Origin of the sequence: Neisseria cinerea (assembly GCF_900475315.1) — a bacterium.
Classification (GTDB): domain Bacteria; phylum Pseudomonadota; class Gammaproteobacteria; order Burkholderiales; family Neisseriaceae; genus Neisseria; species Neisseria cinerea.
This window is the reverse complement of sequence record NZ_LS483369.1, coordinates 1,195,179-1,214,760: the sequence shown is the minus strand read 5'-3', so window position 1 is coordinate 1,214,760 and position 19,582 is coordinate 1,195,179. Positions and strand designations below refer to the sequence as shown.

General features: G+C 50.5%; 16 protein-coding genes. 11 read left to right on the top strand and 5 right to left on the bottom strand.

The features are described 5' to 3' along the window. Nucleotides 1-56: 56 nt before the first annotated feature. Nucleotides 57-2,270 carry a RelA/SpoT family protein gene (locus tag DQM57_RS06300; RefSeq protein ID WP_111727690.1) on the bottom strand — a complete coding sequence of 738 codons (2,214 nt, stop codon included), beginning with the start codon at nucleotides 2,268-2,270 and terminating at the stop codon, nucleotides 57-59. 301 nt (nucleotides 2,271-2,571) lie between these two features. Here DQM57_RS06300 and DQM57_RS06295 point away from each other — a divergent pair, with 301 nt between their 5' ends. Then, complete coding sequence (locus DQM57_RS06295) at nucleotides 2,572-3,213, top strand: GrxB family glutaredoxin (RefSeq protein WP_107860221.1); 642 nt, start codon at nucleotides 2,572-2,574, stop codon at nucleotides 3,211-3,213. Between the two features lie 85 nt (nucleotides 3,214-3,298). Here DQM57_RS06295 and DQM57_RS06290 read toward each other — a convergent pair whose 3' ends face one another. Continuing rightward, nucleotides 3,299-3,949, bottom strand: coding sequence for a site-2 protease family protein (locus DQM57_RS06290; RefSeq protein ID WP_107860222.1), 651 nt, complete (start codon nucleotides 3,947-3,949; stop codon nucleotides 3,299-3,301). Nucleotides 3,950-4,196: 247 nt separating this feature from the next. Between DQM57_RS06290 and DQM57_RS06285 the strand changes: the two genes are divergently transcribed. The 3 genes from DQM57_RS06285 (at nucleotide 4,197) to DQM57_RS06275 (ending at nucleotide 6,210) form a co-directional block, all read left to right on the top strand. Continuing rightward, a complete protein-coding gene (locus DQM57_RS06285) occupies nucleotides 4,197-5,045 on the top strand; it encodes an energy transducer TonB (protein WP_111727297.1) in 849 nt (282 codons plus the stop codon). A gap of 66 nt (nucleotides 5,046-5,111) precedes the next feature. Continuing rightward, nucleotides 5,112-5,771 carry a MotA/TolQ/ExbB proton channel family protein gene (locus tag DQM57_RS06280; protein WP_003677893.1) on the top strand — a complete coding sequence of 220 codons (660 nt, stop codon included), beginning with the start codon at nucleotides 5,112-5,114 and terminating at the stop codon, nucleotides 5,769-5,771. 4 nt (nucleotides 5,772-5,775) lie between these two features. Further along, nucleotides 5,776-6,210 (top strand): ExbD/TolR family protein, encoded by a 435-nt coding sequence (locus tag DQM57_RS06275; RefSeq protein WP_108044062.1) that lies wholly within the window; start codon nucleotides 5,776-5,778, stop codon nucleotides 6,208-6,210. A 64-nt stretch (nucleotides 6,211-6,274) separates the two neighbouring features. On the opposite strand, the gene DQM57_RS06270 is transcribed toward DQM57_RS06275, so the two are convergent. Both DQM57_RS06270 and DQM57_RS06265 read right to left on the bottom strand, forming a co-directional pair. Next, complete coding sequence (locus tag DQM57_RS06270) at nucleotides 6,275-6,709, bottom strand: TIGR01244 family sulfur transferase (protein ID WP_197711735.1); 435 nt, start codon at nucleotides 6,707-6,709, stop codon at nucleotides 6,275-6,277. A 64-nt stretch (nucleotides 6,710-6,773) separates the two neighbouring features. Then, nucleotides 6,774-8,522: a M61 family metallopeptidase gene (locus DQM57_RS06265; protein ID WP_108044064.1), complete on the bottom strand. Its 1,749-nt coding sequence runs from the start codon at nucleotides 8,520-8,522 to the stop codon at nucleotides 6,774-6,776. A 328-nt stretch (nucleotides 8,523-8,850) separates the two neighbouring features. Here DQM57_RS06265 and ccoN point away from each other — a divergent pair, with 328 nt between their 5' ends. The 6 genes from ccoN to recC all read left to right on the top strand — a co-directional run bounded on the left by ccoN (nucleotide 8,851) and on the right by recC (nucleotide 17,390). Further along, nucleotides 8,851-10,284, top strand: coding sequence for a cytochrome-c oxidase, cbb3-type subunit I (ccoN, locus tag DQM57_RS06260; protein ID WP_197711716.1), 1,434 nt, complete (start codon nucleotides 8,851-8,853; stop codon nucleotides 10,282-10,284). Between the two features lie 26 nt (nucleotides 10,285-10,310). Continuing rightward, nucleotides 10,311-10,922 carry a cytochrome-c oxidase, cbb3-type subunit II gene (gene ccoO / locus DQM57_RS06255; protein ID WP_003677881.1) on the top strand — a complete coding sequence of 204 codons (612 nt, stop codon included), beginning with the start codon at nucleotides 10,311-10,313 and terminating at the stop codon, nucleotides 10,920-10,922. Between the two features lie 4 nt (nucleotides 10,923-10,926). After that, nucleotides 10,927-11,097, top strand: a complete 171-nt coding sequence (locus DQM57_RS06250) for a CcoQ/FixQ family Cbb3-type cytochrome c oxidase assembly chaperone (RefSeq protein WP_003677880.1) — start codon at nucleotides 10,927-10,929, stop codon at nucleotides 11,095-11,097. A 23-nt stretch (nucleotides 11,098-11,120) separates the two neighbouring features. Next, nucleotides 11,121-12,452 carry a cytochrome-c oxidase, cbb3-type subunit III gene (ccoP, locus tag DQM57_RS06245; RefSeq protein WP_107960643.1) on the top strand — a complete coding sequence of 444 codons (1,332 nt, stop codon included), beginning with the start codon at nucleotides 11,121-11,123 and terminating at the stop codon, nucleotides 12,450-12,452. A gap of 199 nt (nucleotides 12,453-12,651) precedes the next feature. Further along, nucleotides 12,652-14,061 carry a PepSY-associated TM helix domain-containing protein gene (locus tag DQM57_RS06240; protein WP_111727295.1) on the top strand — a complete coding sequence of 470 codons (1,410 nt, stop codon included), beginning with the start codon at nucleotides 12,652-12,654 and terminating at the stop codon, nucleotides 14,059-14,061. A 101-nt stretch (nucleotides 14,062-14,162) separates the two neighbouring features. Beyond that, nucleotides 14,163-17,390, top strand: a complete 3,228-nt coding sequence (gene recC, locus DQM57_RS06235) for an exodeoxyribonuclease V subunit gamma (RefSeq protein WP_111727294.1) — start codon at nucleotides 14,163-14,165, stop codon at nucleotides 17,388-17,390. Between the two features lie 63 nt (nucleotides 17,391-17,453). Here the strand turns inward: recC and mtrR are convergent, their stop codons facing one another. Then, nucleotides 17,454-18,089, bottom strand: a complete 636-nt coding sequence (mtrR, locus tag DQM57_RS06230; protein ID WP_111727293.1) for a multidrug efflux system transcriptional repressor MtrR — start codon at nucleotides 18,087-18,089, stop codon at nucleotides 17,454-17,456. Between the two features lie 250 nt (nucleotides 18,090-18,339). Here mtrR and mtrC point away from each other — a divergent pair, with 250 nt between their 5' ends. Then, complete coding sequence (mtrC, locus tag DQM57_RS06225) at nucleotides 18,340-19,578, top strand: multidrug efflux RND transporter periplasmic adaptor subunit MtrC (RefSeq protein WP_107997157.1); 1,239 nt, start codon at nucleotides 18,340-18,342, stop codon at nucleotides 19,576-19,578. Nucleotides 19,579-19,582 lie beyond the last annotated feature (4 nt).

Below are 19,582 nucleotides of genomic sequence, written 5' to 3'. Positions count from 1 at the left end.
CGGTAATCAAAATGCCGTCTGAAATGATATCCGTCTTTCAGACGGCATTTTTGTATTTAAAGCCGGGTAACGCTCAATACGCCTTTGACATCCCCGAGGCTGGTGAGGACGCGCGGGAGGTCGTTGACTTGTTTGACTTCGAGCGTGAACCTCATGCTGGCTTCCAAGTCGCGGGACTGGGTTTGCACGGCGGTAACGTTGAGTTTATGGCGGGCAAGTGCGTCGGATACGTCGCGTAAAAGCCCTGAGCGGTCTTGGGCGCGGATTTCGACATCGACGGCGAACACTTGTCCTTCCTGCAACGCCGCCCAGCTTGCGTCCAGCACTTTTTCAGGCGCGTGTTCGGCGAGATGTTGGAAAGACGGGCAGGTTTTGCGGTGTACCGAAATACCGCGCTCGCGGGTAACGAAGCCCACAATATCGTCGGGCGGCGCGGGTTTGCAGCATTTGGCAAGCGTGGTCATCAAGCCGTCTTCGCCGTCGATGAGAACACCGTTTTTGCCGCCTTTTTTGATTTTGGACTGTTTGACGATGGTGGTTTCGTTGACAGGTACGGGCAGCGGTTCGTTCAACTTGCCGCAGGCTTTTTGGATGGCGCGGTTGGAAATTTCGCCTTGTCCGACGGCGGTGTAGAGGTCGTCGAGTTTTTTGTAGCCGAGGTTTTCGGCAAGCTCTTGCAGGTTGGGCTTGGGCGTGAGTTTGGCAAGCTGTTTGTCGAGTTGGACGCGGCCTTCTTCGCGCACGGTGTCGGCGTTTTGTTGACGGATGTAGGCACGGATTTTGCCGATTGCCTTGCTGGATTTGACCCAGCCTTCGTAGAGCCAGTTGACGGAAGGGTGCCCTTCTTTGGCGGTAATGATTTCGACGCGTTGTCCGTTTTCAAGCTGGGTGGACAGCGGCACGATTTGCCCTTCGACTTTCGCACCGCGGCAACGGTCGCCGATGCTGCTGTGTAAGGCGTAGGCGAAGTCGATGGGGGTGGCTCCCGTGGGCAGGGAGAGGACTTTGCCGTGCGGGGTCAGGACGTAAATCGTGTCGTTGAAAAGCTCGGTTTTGAAAGCGGCAGCGAGGTCTTCCTTGCCGCTTTCCGCCATGTTTTCGCGCCAGTCCAAGAGTTGGCGCAACCAGGCGATTTTTTGTTCGTAGGCGGAATCGCCCTTGCCACCCTCTTTATAACGCCAGTGCGCGGCGACACCGAATTCGTTGAATTGATGCATATCGAAGGTGCGGATTTGCACTTCCACGCCTTTGTCTTCCGGACCGACGATGACGGTGTGCAAACTTTTATAGCCGTTGCCTTTGGGGTTGGCGATGTAGTCGTCGAACTCGCCGGGGATAGGTTGCCAGAGGCTGTGGACGATACCCAGCGTGGTGTAACACTCGGGGACAGTATCGACCAGAATCCGCACGGCGCGGATGTCGAACAGCCCGTCGAAGCTGAGTTTTTTCTTCACCATTTTTTTGTAAATGGAGTAGATGTGTTTCGGGCGACCGGCGACTTCGAAGTGGACGTTGTATTTTTTGAGTTCCGCGCGCAGGATGTTGAGGAAGTTTTCGATGTATTCGAGGCGTTCGGTGCGTTTTTCGTCCAAAAGCAACGCGATTTCGCGGTATTTTTCGGGTTCTTGATGGCGGAAGCCGAGGTCTTCAAGCTGCCAGTTGAGCTGCCACACGCCCAAACGGTTGGCGAGCGGGGCGAAGATGTCGAGGGTTTCTTTGGCGACGGCACGTTTTTCGGGGCTGTCGGGGATATTGCTGAGAAACTGCATGGTGCGGGTACGCATGGCGAGCTTGATCAACACGACGCGGATGTCAGTTACCATCGCCAGCAGCATTTTACGCATGGTTTCGGCTTGTTGGGCGCGCTCTTCGGGCGTGGCGAGGCTATCGACACGGGCGAAGTGGGTGAGCTTCTGCACTTCGTCCACACCTTTGACCAGCTCGGCGACAGTGCTGTTGCAGCGTTCGGAAACCAATAGATTCCAGTCGGGGACGTAGCGTCCGATATCGGCAAGCAGGGTGGCGGCGACGGCATCGGGGAGCAGGTCGAGTTCATTGACCATTTGCGCCGCGCCGAGAAAATGGTCGAGCAGCAGCTCGCCGTACGGCGTGACGGCATCGGCGGGATAGTGTTCCTGCGCCAGCGACCATGCGGTACCGATGAGGTTTTTATCGTTGTCCGGCAGCGCGGCGCAGTAGCTGTCGAACCATTCGCGCAATTCTTGCAGAGTCGCGCTTTGCGTGTCTTGAATCGGGCTGATGGTGGTCATGATGGTGTCTTTTCGTTTCGATAAAAACAGGTTTATTGTAACAGGTTGCAAAGGAGATTTGCTGGCTGTTTTGCGGGATGTTGCATGTATTGTGAATCGGCTTTCAAACAAAGAAACGGCAGACGGTATTGAGTGCGCGAAACCGATTTTCTTCACGATTCGGCGCATTGGAAAATCCCTCTTTGGGGTTTGGATGGAGCGATTTTGTATCGGACTCAAGCGAATCGGCTGTCGGCAGTTGTTTCAGGCGACCTTAAGTGATAAGGTTTGTCCGTTTGACGAACATGAAAAGGAGTATCCGATGAAGCTGTATATTTACGACCATTGCCCGTTTTGCGTGCGTGCGCGGATGGCTGCCGGGCTGTTTGGTGCTGACGTTGAAGAAGTCGTGATGGCAAACGACGACGAGGCAACGCCGATCGGCATGATTGGCGCGAAACAAGTGCCCATCCTACAAAAAGAAGACGGTTCGTTTATGGGCGAAAGTTTGGACATTGTCCGTTATCTTGACCGAGAGGGTCGTCTGAAAAATGAAATCCGCCCAGAAATACAGGCATGGCTGGACAAAGTCGGCAGTTACAACAACAAACTGGTTCAGCCACGTACTGTTAAAATCGGTCTGCCAGAGTTCGCTACTGCCGAAGCGGTTAAATATTTTACAGATAAAAAAGAGAAAAACATCGGAAGCTTTTCTGCCAATCTGAATAAAACCGCCCAATATCTTGACCGCATCCATGAAGATCTGAACGATTTGGATGGTCTGATGCATGAAATTTCAGACGGCATAAACGGAGAAATCGGCATGGAGGATATTTTGGTTTTTCCTATTTTGCGCAACCTGACCGTGGTGCGCGGAATCGAATGGCCTCAAAAGGTGATGGGTTATCTGATGACGATGAGTGAAAAATCAGGCGTGCCGCTTTATTTTGACAGGGCATTGTAAAACAGGAAAACGCAGCAGGCAGGGAAGCCTTGCTGCGTTTTCCTGTAGTTGGCAAATACGGCCGTACCGCCCGAAAACCTTAAATTCAAATAAACCATCCGATGAGGGATTGAACCAGTATCATAACCAGTTGTACGACAGGGGCGATAAATGCCCCTAGAATCCCGGTCAGCATAAGCAGCAGGATAATCCACGTCCCATAGGGTTCGATTTTGCGGAACGCTTGCGAATATTTCGCCGGCAGGAAGGTGTCGATGAAAATGCCGCCGTCCCAAGGCAGGATGGGAATGATGTTGAGCGCAAACAGAATGGCGTTAATCAGGATGCCGTAATTTGCCATTTTTGCCAGCGGCATTTGGTATGCGTCGCCGATGAATGGGGCCAATACCCAAATCAGCCCCCATAAAAAGGCCATTGCCAGATTTGCCAGCGGACCGGATGCGGCAACATAACGCCAGGCAAGGCGCGGGTTGCGGAAGTTGCGCGAATCGATAGGGATAGGACGTGCCCAACCAAATAGAAACGGTGTGAACATCAAAGTAATCAGCGGAAAGATTACCGTGCCGACCAAATCGATATGGGGCAGGGGGTTCAGTGTCAGCCTGCCGTATTGTTCGGCAGTGTTGTCTCCCCAGTAGCGCGCCGTATAGCCGCGTACCACCTCCCTGACGGTAATGGCAAGTAGTACGGGCAGGACGGCAAGCAAGAATACGCCCAAGTCAAAATTCCGAAACATGATTTTCCTTTAAAACAGGTGGTATGCAGTTACTGGCGGCTGAAAACAGCAATATACCATCTAACCTGATTTTATTGGAATAAGAAATCAGACGGAATCATTTTTTCTGCCATCCTATTATCTGATGATTTGCTGTAATACCGCGTTTAAACACGGTTTGCCTATGAATGAAGCAGGCGTTCACATGACAACAAATTATAAAAAATAGGTTGCAAATAGGAATTGTTGCCATTATTATGGTCGAATTATGGATAAAGAACGAATTTTAACCCCTGCGGTCGTGGTTTCTGTTGCACTGCTGCATTTGGCAATGGTTGCATTGCTTTGGCAGGCGCATAAGCCGCCTGTGGTGGAGACCGGAAATATCGAGTTTGTTGATCTCGGTGATTTTGGAGGCGGGGACGGTGCACCCGAAGGCGCAGGTGCGCCTGCTGCGCCTGAGCCGCAACCCGAGCCTGAGCAGCCCAAACCTGTTGAGCCGCCCAAACCGGTTTTGAAGCCGGTGGTTACAAAAAAGGCGGATGCGGATATTCAGCAGCCCAAGGAAAAGCCGAAACCCGAAGAAAAACCGAAACCAGAGCCTAAGCCGGAAGTGAAGCCGACTCCCAAACCGGTTGAGAAAACGGTAGAGAAGCCGTCTGAAAAACCTGCCGAACATCCCGGCAATACTTCCGCCAAAGTCGGCAGCGAGAACGGCGGGGGAGAAGGTAAGGGAACCGGTACCAAAGGTGACGGAACGGGGCGCGGAGAAGGCAGCGGTAAAGGCAGCGGCGGAGCCAGAGGCGAGCATGGAGAAGGAACCGGCGGCAGCGGCGGCGGAACAGGTGCCGGCAGCAGCAAAGGCAATCCCCTGCGTGCCAACGGCAGTATTCCGCGACCGCCTTATCCTACGCTTTCTATGGAAAACGATGAACAGGGTACGGTTGTCCTGAGTGTGATGGTATCTCCGGGCGGTCATGTCGAGTCCGTCAAAGTGGTGAAAAGCAGTGGTTTTTCCCGTTTGGACAATGCGGCACGCAAGGCGGCGCAAAACGGGCATTTCCATGCGGATGCCTGGACGGAGTTTAAAGTCCCCGTTAAATTTGAATTGAATTAGGCTGTTGTCGCGGCAGTTTGCGGCAGCTTGGATTTTTGATTTGTTTTTATCAGTTTTGGAATCATTATGGATTTGAAATTAGTGTTTGAATCAGGCGATGTCGTCCTGATCGGTGTGTTTGTGTTGATGTTGCTGATGAGTATCGTAACATGGTGTCTGATTGTCTTACGCAGCATTAAGCTGTATCAGGCTCGCAAAGGCAATATGGTTGTTAAGCAGCATATGAGCAATACTTTGTCTTTGAACGATGCGCTTGAAAAAGTGCGTGCCGTTGACGCTCCCCTGTCCAAACTGGCGCAAGAGGCATTGCAGTCGTACCGCAACTACCGTCAAAATGAAGCTTCCAAATTGGCTCAGGCGCTGCCGTTGAACGAGTATTTGGTCATTCAAATCCGCAACAGTATGGCTCAGATTATGCGTCGCTTTGATTATGGCATGACCGCACTTGCTTCCATTGGTGCAACCGCGCCATTTATCGGTCTGTTTGGTACGGTCTGGGGGATTTACCATGCTCTGATCAATATCGGACAAAGCGGACAGATGAGTATTGCGGCGGTTGCCGGCCCGATCGGCGAGGCATTGGTTTCTACTGCGGCGGGTCTGTTTGTGGCGATTCCTGCTGTGTTGGCGTACAACTTCCTCAACCGCGGTGCGAAGACGCTGACTCAGGATTTGGATGCGATGGCGCATGATTTGCATGTCCGCCTGTTGAACCAAAAGGATTAATGAAATGGCATTCGGTTCGATGAATTCCGGCGATGACTCGCCGATGTCCGACATCAACGTTACGCCGTTGGTGGACGTGATGCTGGTTTTGCTGATTGTATTTATGATTACCATGCCGGTGCTGACGCATTCCATTCCTTTGGAATTGCCGACCGCGTCCGAGCAGGCAAACAAGCAGAATAAACAGCCTAAAGATCCCTTGCGCCTGACGATTGATGCAAACGGTGGTTATTATGTCGGCGGAGATTCTGCAAGCAAAGTGGAAATCGAGGAAGTGGAAAGCCGTCTGAAAGCTGCCAAGGATCAGAATGAAAACGTGATTGTGGCAATTGCGGCAGATAAGGCTGTAGAATATGATTATGTGAACAAAGCGTTGGAGGCCGCCCGTCAGGCAGGGATTACCAAAATCGGTTTTGTAACGGAAACCAAGGCTCAATAAAGTTTGACGTTTGAACGAATGCCGTCTGAAATCTGTTCAGACGGCATTTTTGTATCGGTTGGTTTTATGGTTTGGCCGCTGCGTTTTCCAAACGGGTTCTGAAGTTTTCCAGATTCACACCTGCCGCTTCTGCGCGGCGGATGATTTCGTCAACCGGCATACCTTCTGCCGCTCTGCGGAAGCCCCACAGGAGGGAGCAGCGCGTACCGGTTCGGCAATAGGCAAGGACGGGATATTCGGCTTGTCCGATGAGTTGTCGGAAGGCTTCGACATCATGGTTTTGGATGTCGCGGGCGATAACGGGTTGGTGATGGAATCCGGTAACGCCTGCTTTTTCCAGCCACGGGCGAGCCTGCGAAAAGTCCGGTTGTCCTTCTTCCTCATGATCCGGGCGGTTGCAGATGACGGTTTTGATACCCAGTAGCGAGATTTGTTCCGCATCGGCTTCCGTCAGTTGTGGGGAGATGTAGAGATGTTCGTCAAGTTTTAGAATCGTCATTTTATTTCCTTTGCTTTGCGGTTGGTTTTCAGACGGCATTTTGTGTGCAATGCCGTCTGAAAGTTTAACCGAACAACCAGTTTTCCAACAGGTTCCGGTCTGTGATATGTAAAAGTGCAGTATCCGCCCCCGTTGCCTGAACCGTCAAGACGGTTTGACGCAATATGCCGGAACGGAAGAAGTGGATATTGATTTTTGCCCCGACGGGGTATCGGGCCCATTGTGCGGCAAAGTCGGTACAGGCATAACCATCTAAAGCAATGATTTTGTCTTGCGGACACAGTGCAGCAGATTCCGCGCTGCCGCCGTTAAGGATATGCGTCAGGACGATGTGGTCGGTGTTTTGTTTGAAACGTGCGCCAAAATCGCCTACCGGGAGGACGGTGCAGATGTGTTCCGCATATCCGCCCCCGTGTTGTCGGGGAAGAGGCAGGAAGGTCAGTCCCACGCCTGCGGTAGACAGGCATTCGGCAAGCGGCAAATCTTCGGTACTGTATAACGCTTTTTGGAAAAAATCTTCCAAATCCAAGCCGGTAATTTCCTGACAACGGATTTGCCAGTGTTTTTCCGGAATACCCGAATGCGTGTCCCTCCACTCCCGATAGAGTTCGTTCATTACCGTATCAAGAGAATGACTGCCGTTGCTCCGGTTGCGTATTATCAGGTCAAGGCACAATGCGACCAGTGCACCTTTCTGGTAATAGCTGACGATGGCGTTCGGACTGTTTTCATCCGGTTTATAAAATTTGTTCCACGCGGTAAAGCTTGATTCGGCCAAAGTCTGCCTTAAACGGCCGTGGGTTTGTTGTACGCGCGTAATACCTTGTGCCAGCAGGTTTAAATAGGATTCGGGCGAGATAGTGCGGCTGCGGATCAAAAATAAATCATCGTAATAGGATGTAATGCCTTCGAATGCCCATAGTTGTTCGGTATAGTTTTCTTTGTCGAGGTCATAAGGGACGAATGCGGCAGGTTTGATGGATTTGACATTCCATGCATGGAAATATTCGTGGGAAAAAAGACCGAGCAGCTGGGTATAGTTTTCATTTGCATCAGCCATGCCTGCAGGTGGCAGCCAGTGCCGGTCAGAAAGCAGGGCAGTGCTGTCGGTATGTTCCAGACCGCCATATATTTGTTCACCGACATGGAGCAGGAACAAATATTTCTCAAATGGGGCAGGGGAGGAAAACATTGCCAATTCAGTTTCGCAGATTTTCTTGAGGTCTGAAATCAGCCTGTTGCGGTCGAAGTCGGGATAGATGCCGCTTAGGGCGAGCGTATGCGGAATTCCTGCCGCTTCAAAATCTAAAAATTCAATCAAGCCCATTTCCACAGGGCGGTCAATCAATTCGGCATAGGATGCCGTCTGAAAAATATATCGGTCTGTTTCGGTTAGGGTCGTGGCGATACGCCATCCTGTCGGAATATCAGACAAATCCAACCGGTGCTGCAGCATCTCAGTCCCTTTAACCCTTAAAAACATGCATGCCCCGTCAAAAAAACCTCGTTCCGTCGACAGGAAAGAACCGCGAACAGACAAATCGAATGCATACACTGTGTAGCGGATTTGCCACTCTCCGCGTGAGGAGGCGGCATGCCAACAGTTTTTTGCAATTTGGTCGAGTCGGACGGGCACACCGTTGCAGGATGCATCGATAGATGTAATGTGGCGGGAAAAATCCCGAATCAGATAACTGCCGGGAGTCCAGTTCGGGAGGCTTATTTCTATTGGAAAATCATCATGTTTCGTGAATGTCAGTAGGATGTGCCATTCATGATCGAGAGGAGATGGAACAATTTTATAATTAATCATAGCTATTGCTTGTATTGTTAAATATTATTGACTAAATGACTTTAGAATGCAGCTTAATCTACATCAATAAAGTGCTATAAAAAAAAGGGGGCTTGAAAAACAAGTAATGAAAAATAAAATACAATTTATTATAAAAATTTGATTTCTATGGAATAAAAATATATTTAAGAGTGGGCACCCTTTATCTTTCAAATGTAATTCTGCTTGGCGTAATAAAGTAGATATGTTAAATTTAGAAAAAATTACGCTTGCCCGAATTGTACCTTGAATAGGCTGCAAGGGTCGGCAGGATAAAAAATTTTTATTCCCATAATTCATGGAGACTCTCATGGACACACAAACTTACAACTACAAAGTGGTGCGCCAGTTCGCCATCATGACTGTAGTTTGGGGTATCGTGGGCATGTTGGTCGGCGTTATCGTAGCTGCCCAATTGTTTGCTCCCGCCCTTGATTTATCGGACATCGGCCCTTGGTTTCACTTTGGTCGTCTGCGTCCGCTGCATACCAATGCAGTTATTTTCGCATTTGGCGGTTGCGGCTTAATCGGCACTTCATACTACGTTGTCCAACGTACCTGTAACACCCGTCTTTTCGGCGGTTGGCTGCCTGCATTTACCTTTTGGGGTTGGCAGGCAGTAATCGTTGCTGCGGTCATTAGCCTGCCTATGGGTTGGACTCAGGGTAAAGAATATGCCGAACTGGAATGGCCGATTGATATTCTGATTGCATTGGTTTGGGTGGCTTACGCCATCGTATTTTTCGGTACGATTGCCAAACGTAAGATTAAACATATTTATGTTGCCAACTGGTTCTATGGCGGCTTTATTTTGGCAGTTGCGCTTTTGCATATCGTCAATAACATCAGCATCCCGGCCGGTTTGATGAAATCGTATCCTGTTTATTCAGGTGCAATCGATGCCATGGTTCAATGGTGGTATGGTCATAACGCCGTAGGCTTCTTCCTGACTGCCGGCTTCTTGGGTATGATGTACTACTTCGTCCCCAAACAAGCAGGTCGCCCCGTTTATTCCTACCGCTTGTCTGTCGTTCACTTTTGGGCGCTGATCTTCACCTATATGTGGGCAGGTCCTCACCATCTTCACTACACTGCGCTGCCTGATTGGACTCAATCTTTGGGTATGGTTCTGTCTTTAATTCTGTTTGCACCCTCTTGGGGCGGTATGATTAACGGCATCATGACCTTGTCCGGCGCGTGGGACAAATTGCGTACAGACCCAATTCTTAAATTCCTGATTGTATCCTTGTCCTTCTACGGTATGTCTACCTTTGAAGGTCCGATGATGTCGATTAAAACGGTCAATGCATTGAGCCACTATACGGACTGGACTGTCGCGCACGTTCATGCAGGTGCATTGGGTTGGGTAGGTTTTGTAACTATCGGTTCTGTTTATTACATGATTCCTCGCCTCTTCGGTAAAGAACAGATGCACAGCACCAAACTGGTAGAAGCACATTTCTGGATTGCCACCATCGGTGTGGTACTGTATATCGCTGCTATGTGGATTGCCGGTGTAATGCAGGGTTTGATGTGGGGTTCTTTGAACGATGATGGTACTTTGACTTATTCGTTTGTCGAATCCGTAAAACGTACCATGCCTTATTACATGATTCGTTTTGCAGGTGGTTTATTATATCTGAGCGGTATGTGCATTATGGCGTACAACGTGTACCGCACAGCCATCAGCGGTAAAGCGGTTGATGCTGAAATCCCTGCGGTTTCCCAAACACAGCATCACTAAAATACTAAGAAAGATAGGCTACCAAAATGAAATTACAACAATTAGCTGAAGAAAAAATCGGTGTTCTGATTGTGTTCACGCTGCTTGTAGTCAGTGTCGGTCTGTTGATCGAGGTTGTCCCCTTGGCCTTTACCAAGGCGACAACACAGCCGGTTCCGGGCGTGAAACCTTACAATGCTTTGCAAGTTGCAGGACGGGATATTTTTGTCCGTGAAGGTTGCTATAACTGCCATTCCCAGATGATTCGTCCGTTCCGTGCAGAAACTGAACGTTACGGTCATTATTCCGTTGCCGGAGAGTCAGTTTATGACCATCCGTTCCAATGGGGTTCCAAACGTACAGGTCCTGATTTGGCACGTGTCGGCGGTCGTTATTCTGACGAATGGCATCGTATCCACTTGCTGAATCCGCGTGATGTCGTGCCTGAATCCAATATGCCGGCATTCCCGTGGCTTGCACGCAATAAGGTAGATGTTGAAGCAACCGTTTCACATATGAAGGCTTTGCGTAAAGTGGGTACGCCTTACAGCGATGAGGAAATTGCAAAAGCACCGGAAGCTTTGACAAACAAATCAGAGCTGGACGCTGTAGTCGCCTATCTGCAAGGATTGGGCCTGGCTTTGAAGAACGTAAGGTAACATCATGGATATTAACGGTATTCGTTCTCTTTTTACGGTATGGATCTTCATCTGTTTCCTGTTGGTACTCTATATTGTCTTCAACAGACGGAACAAGAAAAACTACGATGATGCCGCAAACAGTATTTTCGATGAAAATCAAGATACACAAGATAAAAAAAACGAACACCGTTGATATTGTGATAACGGAGCAAAACAATGAACACAACATCCCAATTTACCAGTAACTTTTGGAATTTATATATTGCAGTTATTGTCTTACTGAGCTTTATCGGCTTAGCTTGGCTGCTGTTGTCTCAAAATGTTGTCAAGCGCCCGAAGAAGGGCGAAGAAGTGCAAACCACGGGTCATGAGTGGGACGGTATTGCCGAATACGATAATCCGTTACCGCGGTGGTGGTTTTGGCTGTATGTTTTGACATGGTTGTTCGGTATCGGTTATCTGGTTATGTATCCGGGTGTCGGCGACTATAAAGGTCTGTTGAAATGGACCAGCCATAACCAATATGAAAAAGAGGTTAAAAAAGCCGATGAACAATATGGCAAGCTGTACGCTAAATTTGCAGATATGCCGATTGAAAAAGTGGCAAAAGATCCTCAAGCCAAACAAATTGCCCAAAACCTGTTTAACACTTATTGTATCCAGTGTCACGGTTCTGATGCTAAAGGTTCTAAAGGTTTCCCTAACCTGACCGATGGCGATTGGCTGTGGGGCGGTGATCCCGATAAAATTCATGAGACCATTGAAAAAGGCCGCATTGCAACCATGCCTGCATGGGGTCCTGCTTTAGGTGAGGAAGGCGTAAAAGACGTTGCGCATTATGTGATGTCTCTTTCAAAACCAAAAGGTCAGTATGATGAAGAGCGTGCAGCACGCGGACAGGCCTTGTTTAGTGGTCCGCCTGCCAACTGTTTCACTTGCCACGGTGATAAGGGACAAGGTATCCAAGGTTTGGGTCCGAACCTGACTGATGACGTGTGGTTGTGGGGCGGTACGCAAAAATCCATTATCGAAACCATTACCAACGGACGCAGCAGCCAAATGCCCGCTTGGGGACGTTTCTTGGATAAAGACAAACTGCATATTATGACTGCTTATGTATGGGGTCTTTCCAATAAAGACGGTAAAGCTCCGGTGAAAAAAGCCGAGCCTGCACCGACTCCCGCACCGGCGGCAGAACCCGCAGCATCTGCTCCTGCAGAAGCAGCACAGGCTGCTTCTGAAGCCAAACCTGCCGCAGCAGAACCTAAGGCAGAAGAAAAAGCCGTACCTGCAGCCAAAGTCGATGGCAAACAGATTTATGAAACCGTTTGTGCCGCCTGCCATGGCAATGCGATTCCGGGCATCCCCCATGTAGGTACTAAAGCTGATTGGTCCGACCGTATTAAACAGGGTAAGGAAACGCTACATAAACATGCAATCGAGGGCTTCAATGCGATGCCGGCAAAAGGCGGCCGCGGAGACCTGAGTGATGATGAAGTGAAAGCGGCAGTTGATTACATGGTAAACCAATCAGGTGGTAAATTCTAACTTGACTGAGTTTCCGATATTATTGGTTATGAAAATCCAGATTCAGTATTGAATCTGGATTTTTGTTTTAATGGGCATTAGGTTTTAAACGCAGACGGCCTATTTGTTGTAATGAATTTTGATTTAGTCATAAAGAACTAGGCTTTATTGTTTATAATTGCGGGCATTAACAGCAGCCCTATTTTCAAAAGGACGATTAATGGATACACAAATCAAAACTGAAGTCGGTCAGCAGAATAACCGGCATTATCTGAGCGTTTGGAGGTGGCATTTTTATGCCGGTTTGTTGGTTATGCCTTTCTTGACTCTGCTTGCCGTTACAGGTTTGGGTATGCTGTTGTTTGCCAATATTACCGGCAAAGAGGGAGAGCGTATTCATGTCGTTCCTCAGGCAGTGGTGCAACCCCTCTCTGCTCAGGCAGAAGCGGCACGAAGTGCCGTTAATCCGGAGACTTCATCTGTCGTCCAATATATTGCACCGCGTGCTGATGATATGGTTGCTGTGTTCCGTGTCAACAATGAAGGTAAGGCAACCATGGTTGCGGTCGATCCTTATACGGCAAAAGTGGTCAACACCATGCCGCGCAATCAGGGTTGGTATCACACTATGGATGAAATCCACGGCGATATGATGCTCGGTGCGGCAGGCGATTATCTTTTGGAAACGGCAGCTTCACTGACTATTATTATGGTTGTCAGCGGCTTGTACCTTTGGTGGGCGAAACAGCGCGGCATTAAAGCGATGCTGCTGCCGCCAAAAGGCAGGGCGCGTTCTTGGTGGCGGAATTTGCACGGTGCGTTTGGAACTTGGGTGTCGTTGATTTTGCTGTTGTTCTGTCTGTCCGGAATTGCTTGGTCGGGTATTTGGGGTGGTAAGTTCGTACAGGCTTGGAGTCAGTTCCCGGCTGGCAAATGGGGCGTCGAACCGAACCCTGTTTCAGTTGTACCGACCCACGGTGAGGTATTGAATGATGGCAAGGTTAAAGAAGTACCGTGGATTTTGGAGCTTACGCCCATGCCTGTCTCAGGGACGACTGTGGGTGAAAACGGCATTAACCCCAGTGAGCCGATGACATTGGAAACCGTCGACCGTTTTGCGCGGGAAATCGGTTTCAAAGGGCGTTATCAGCTGAATTTGCCCAAAGGCGAGGAGGGAGTATGGACTTTGTCTCAGGATTCCATGAGTTACGATATGATTAGTCCGTTTGCCGACCGTACGGTACATATCGACCAATACAGCGGCAAGATTCTTGCCGATATCCGTTTTGCCGATTACAACCCGTTCGGTAAATTCATGGCGGCAAGCATTGCTCTGCATATGGGTACTCTGGGCTGGTGGAGCGTATTGGCAAACGTCTTATTCTGCCTTGCCGTCATTTTTATCAGTATCAGCGGCTGCGTGATGTGGTGGAAACGCCGTCCGACCGGAGCGGTGGGCATGGTTCCGCCGGCACAGAAAATCAAGCTGCCGGTTTGGTGGATGATGGCATTGCCGCTATTGGCAATCGCATTGCTCTTCCCGACCGCACTGGTTGCCATTGCCGTTATTTGGCTGCTGGATACGTTGCTGCTGTCGCGGATTCCTGTTTTGAGGAAATGGTTTAAATGACAAAATGCCGTCTGAAAGGTTCAGACGGCATTTTGTTTGAAGGCGGACGGGGGAAAGGCTATATAATCCCGAATACTTGACCACAGATTCTGTTTGAAATCATGTTTTATTTGTATCAATCCAACCGTCTTGAAACGCTGGCGGCACTGTTTGCCCACATTCAAAAATTCAAACCGCTGAAATCGGCTTTACAACCCGAACAGATTATTGTGCAGAGCCAGGGGATGCGCCGCTACCTCAACACCTGCCTCGCCCGCGATTTGGGCGTGGCGGCGAATTTGGCGTTCAGCCTGCCCGCCGGCCTGACGTGGAAGTTGATGAAAAAACTGATTCCCGGTATTCCGGAACTCAGCCCGTTTGCCCCAGAAGTCATGCGCTGGCGGCTGCTTGATTTATTCCGCAGTGAAGCATTCCGGAATACGGCAGAATTTGAAGATGTGAGGAATGTGCTGCAAGACTATCTGGGCAGCGGCGAATCGGCAGATTATCAGCTTGCGGGTCAGCTTGCAGACATATTCGACCAATACCTCGTGTATCGTCCCCAGTGGATAGACGCTTGGCAGCAGGGCAGGCTGCTCGGTTTGGGCGACGATGAAATCTGGCAGTCCAAACTGTGGCGTTACCTCGACGACGGCAGGCAGAGCGCGCTGCACCGTGTTGCTTTGTGGGAAAAGCTGTTGGAATCTTTGAGCAGTGATAAGCTGCCCGAGCGTTATTTCGTTTTCGGCATTTCCACTATGGCGCCGATGTATCTGCAGCTTTTGCACAAGCTGTCCGAACATTGCGATGTGTTCGTGTTCGCACTCAATCCGAGCGGGATGCATTGGGGTAATGTCATTGAAGCGGCGAAAATCCTCAAAGGCGGCGGCGATCCCGATTTAACTCAGGCAGGGCATCCGCTGCTCGCCTCATTGGGCAAGCAGGGGCGGGACTTTTTCGACTTTTTGAACGAAATGGAAATAGAAGAAACGCCGGTGTTTGAAGAAGGCAGCCGCGATACGCTTTTGCACGCCCTGCAAACCGATATCCAAAACTTGGATATGCCGTCTGAAAAAGCGGGAAATATTAATACGGACGACGGATCGATACGTATCGTCTCCGCACACAGCCCTTTGCGCGAATTGCAGATACTCAAAGACAAACTGTTGAAAATTCTGCATGAACATCCCGATTGGCAGCCGCACGATATAGCCGTATTAACCCCGAATATCGAATCCTATACGCCTTTTATCGAAGCCGTGTTCGGACAGGCGCAGCCCGGTGCGCAGGCATTGCCGTATTCCGTTTCGGACGTGAAAATCAGCCGCCGACAACCGCTGTTTCATGCTTTGTCATGCCTGTTCGACTTGTTGGAAAGCCGATTTGAAGTCGATAAAGTGCTTGTGCTTTTAGAAACCGCGCCCGTGTTGCGCCGTTTCGGACTGACTGAGGACGATTTGCCGCTTTTGCACGACATGGTTGCCGATTTGAACGTCCGCTGGGGTTTGGACGGAGAAATGCGCGGCGGCACGGATCAGCTATTCACCTGGAAGCAGGCGGTAGAACGCATGATATTGGGCTGGATGCTGCCCGAAGGCGACAATCCGATGTGGCAGGATGTCAGCGCGTGGTATGCCGACGTGAATCAAACCGCCATGTTCGGACGTTTTACCGCCTTTATCGAGTCCCTGACGGATATTGTACGGATATGGCGGCAACCTGCGACGGTTGATGAATGGGTAGGACGTTGCCGAGATTTGCTTAAAACATTGTTCCAAGCCGAAGCCGATGACCAAAATGCAGTCCAAAATCTCGAAAACGAATGGGTCAAATGGCAGGAAGAGAGCACTTTGGCTGGGTTCTTCGGACAGTTGCCGCAACAAACCGTCATCCGCCACATCCTCCGCTTCCTCGACAGCGAAAGCGAGGCGGGCTTTTTACGCAGCGGCATCACTTTTTGCAGTATGGTACCGATGCGCAGCCTACCCTTTAAAGTCATCTGTCTGTTGGGTTTGAACGACGGAGATTTTCCCCGCAATACCAAAGCCGCCGTATTCGACCTAATTGCCAAACATCCCGCCAAAGGCGACCGAGCCCGCCGCGATGATGACCGCTACCTGTTCCTCGAAGCCCTCATCAGCGCGCGTGAAATCCTCTACCTGTCCTACATCGGGCGAGACATCCGCAAAGACGAAGAACTGGCTCCGTCTTCCCTGTTGGGCGAACTCATCGATACTGTTGCCGCTATGACCGGAATCGGCAGCCGGCAACTTGCAGAAAACTGGATAGAACAGCATCCGCTGCAACCCTTCTCACATCGCTATTTCCAGACCGGTTCCCGCTCAAACGGCATATTCAGTACACGTACCGACTACGCCGAAGCACTCGAATGCCCCTCAGGGCAGTCTCAACCCTTTTTCGACAACCCCGTCGAAAGCTGCGAACCCGTTGCCGAAATCGGACAGGAGGCATTTGTCCGGTTTTGGCGTAATCCCGTCAAAGCATGGCTTCAGCAGCAGCTTTCATGGAGCGAACCCTATATCGACGAAGCATGGGAACCGGCCGAACCCTTCGAGCCGCAACATGCCGAGCAAATCGCCGAAATCTATATCGAGGCGCGCCGCGAAGGACAAGATTTTTCCCAAACCGCCGCCCGCATCGGGGCGGAAAGCCTGCTGCCGTCGGGAGAGTTGGGCAGACTTTGGCAGCAGGACTTCCAAACCGCTGCCAAACAAATCGACACGGCGGTTTTAAACAGCCCCAAACTGCCACCGCTTTCATACGCCATACCGTCGGACGGACAAATCCTGAAAGGCAGCTTGGGCAATCTGTACCGCTGCGGTCAGGTGTTTTACGCCTACGGCAAACCCAACGCGCCACAACGTGTGGCTTTTTTGTTGGAACACCTAATATTTTGCGCCGTCATGCCGTCTGAAGCCGAAACGCTGCAAACCTTTATCGTCAGATCCGGAGAAACAGAAGTATTGGCGGGAATCGTGCAAGACAGGGCATTGCAGCTATTGTCGGAATGGATTGCATTTTTTAATATCGGACAAAACCGCCCGCTGCCGTTTTTTGCCAAGACCTCGCTTGCCGCCGCCGAAACATTGGCCGAAAAAACGGATTGGGAAGCGGCACTGAAAAAAGCCCAAACCGTCTATTACGGTAGCAAAGTCAGCAAAGGGCAGAAAGACTATACCGAAGTTGCCCTCGTTTTCGGCGGAGGGGAAGAACCACTCGAACAGCCCCTGTTTGAAAACCTTGTCCGCCTGCTTGCCGACACGCTTGCTGCAGCGGAAAAAAGGGAAGAGGCCGGAGCGGGAAGAGGCCGGAGCAGCATAACAGGATAGAAAGACAAATGCCGTCTGAAAACAGAAAAAAGGTTTTCAGACGGCATTGTTACAAAGGCTTGATTATTTCCGGCGCAGCTGGGGATGATTTTCCAAGTTGTCCATCATAATTTCGATGATGCGAGGTGCAGTTTTACCCAAATCGAAATTTTCACCGGAAGAGAGCCAGCGCCATATCAGCCCGTCCAACATCGACTTGATGAAGATAACCGCCATTTCCTTGTCCAAATCACCCGACAAATCCTGATTTTCCACCGCCTCGGTTAGAAAAGCGGTGATTTTCTCGCGCCAGATTGCCTGATGCTTGCGTGCAATGGCGATAACGGCGGCATTTTGCTCTGTGTGTTCGCATTTTAAAAACAGGATGCTGTGGAATTTGTAGTGGATGTCGTTGCTTTGCAGCCGCTCGAAAAAATGAAGCAGCGTACGGCGGAATACTGCCCAAGATTGTCCTTCGGGATTATTTTCCGTATCTTTCGACATACAGTTTTCAATATCGTCGCAGATACGTTGGAACAACGCGTCAAACAAGTCTTCCTTATTTTTGAAGTGCCAATAGAGTGCGCCGCGCGTTACGCCGGCAGTCTGGGCGATTTCATTGAGCGAGGTGCGCGCAATCCCTTTTCGGTAAAAGGTTTCCAGTGCGGCAAGCATCAGATGCTCTTTGGTTTTCAATGCTTCGGTTTTGGTTTTTCTCATAATGGCAGTTTCGTTTCGGCACGGTTTGATGAGGGCGGATTATAAAAAATGCTTTGAAACCATGCAAGCGTGTATGTATAATGAAACCAATGAAATTGAGACTACATCTCAACTTTGAAAACCGGTACAACCTGCTTTGCAACCCGTTCGAACATTCAGGTATCAAAGCAGGCGGTTTTTATATCCTGAAATAAGAATGCCTGTTGATTGGCAAAACCCTTTATATCAAACCAGACAGATAGGATAAATAATGGCTTTTTATGCTTCTAAGGCGATGCGTGCGGCTGCGTTGGCTGCCTCTGTCGCGTTGGCACTGTCATCTTGCGGCAAAGCAGATGAAGCGGCACAGGGCGGGCAGCCTGCGGGTCGGGAAGCCCCGGCCCCCGTCGTCGGTGTCGTAACCGTCCATCCGCAAACCGTCGCATTGACCGTCGAGTTGCCGGGACGTTTGGAATCGCTGCGTACCGCCGATGTCCGCGCGCAAGTCGGCGGCATCATTCAAAAACGCCTGTTCCAAGAAGGCAGTTATGTCCATGCCGGACAGCCGCTTTACCAAGTCGACAGTTCCACCTATGAAGCAAATCTGGAAAGCTCGCGCGCCCAATTAGCCAGCGCGCAGGCGACCCTCGCCAAAGCCAATGCCGACTTGGCGCGTTACAAACCGCTGGTTGCCGCCGATGCCATCAGTAAACAAGAGTACGATGCTGCGGTAACGGCGAAACGTTCTGCCGAGGCAGGCGTTAAAGCGGCACAGGCGGCAATCAAATCCGCCGGTATCAGCTTGAACCGTTCGCGTATTACCGCACCGATTTCGGGCTTTATCGGCCAGTCCAAAGTTTCCGAAGGTACGTTGCTGAACGCCGGCGATGCGACCGTACTGGCGACCATCCGCCAAACCAATCCGATGTATGTGAACGTTACCCAGTCTGCATCCGAAGTGATGAAACTGCGCCGGCAGATAGCCGAAGGCAAGCTGCTGGCGGCAGACGGTGCGGTAGCGGTCGGCATCAAATTTGATGACGGTACGGTTTACCCTGAAAAAGGCCGCCTGCTGTTTGCCGATCCGACCGTCAACGAATCGACCGGTCAGATTACCCTGCGCGCCGCCGTACCGAACGATCAGAATATCCTGATGCCCGGCCTGTATGTGCGCGTGCTGATGGATCAAGTGGCGGTGGATAATGCATTCATCGTTCCGCAGCAGGCGGTAACGCGCGGTACGAAAGATACCGTGATGATTGTGAACGCCCAAGGCGGTATGGAACCCCGAGAGGTAACGGTTGCACAACAGCAGGGTGCGAATTGGATTGTTACGTCGGGTCTGAAGGACGGGGACAAGGTAGTTGTGGAAGGAATCAGTATCGCCGGCATGACGGGTGCGAAAAAAGTAACGCCTAAAGAATGGATGCCGTCTGAAAACCAAGCCTCTGCCCCTCAAGCCGGCGTTCAGACGGCATCTGAAGCCAAACCTGCTTCTGAAGCAAAATAAGGAA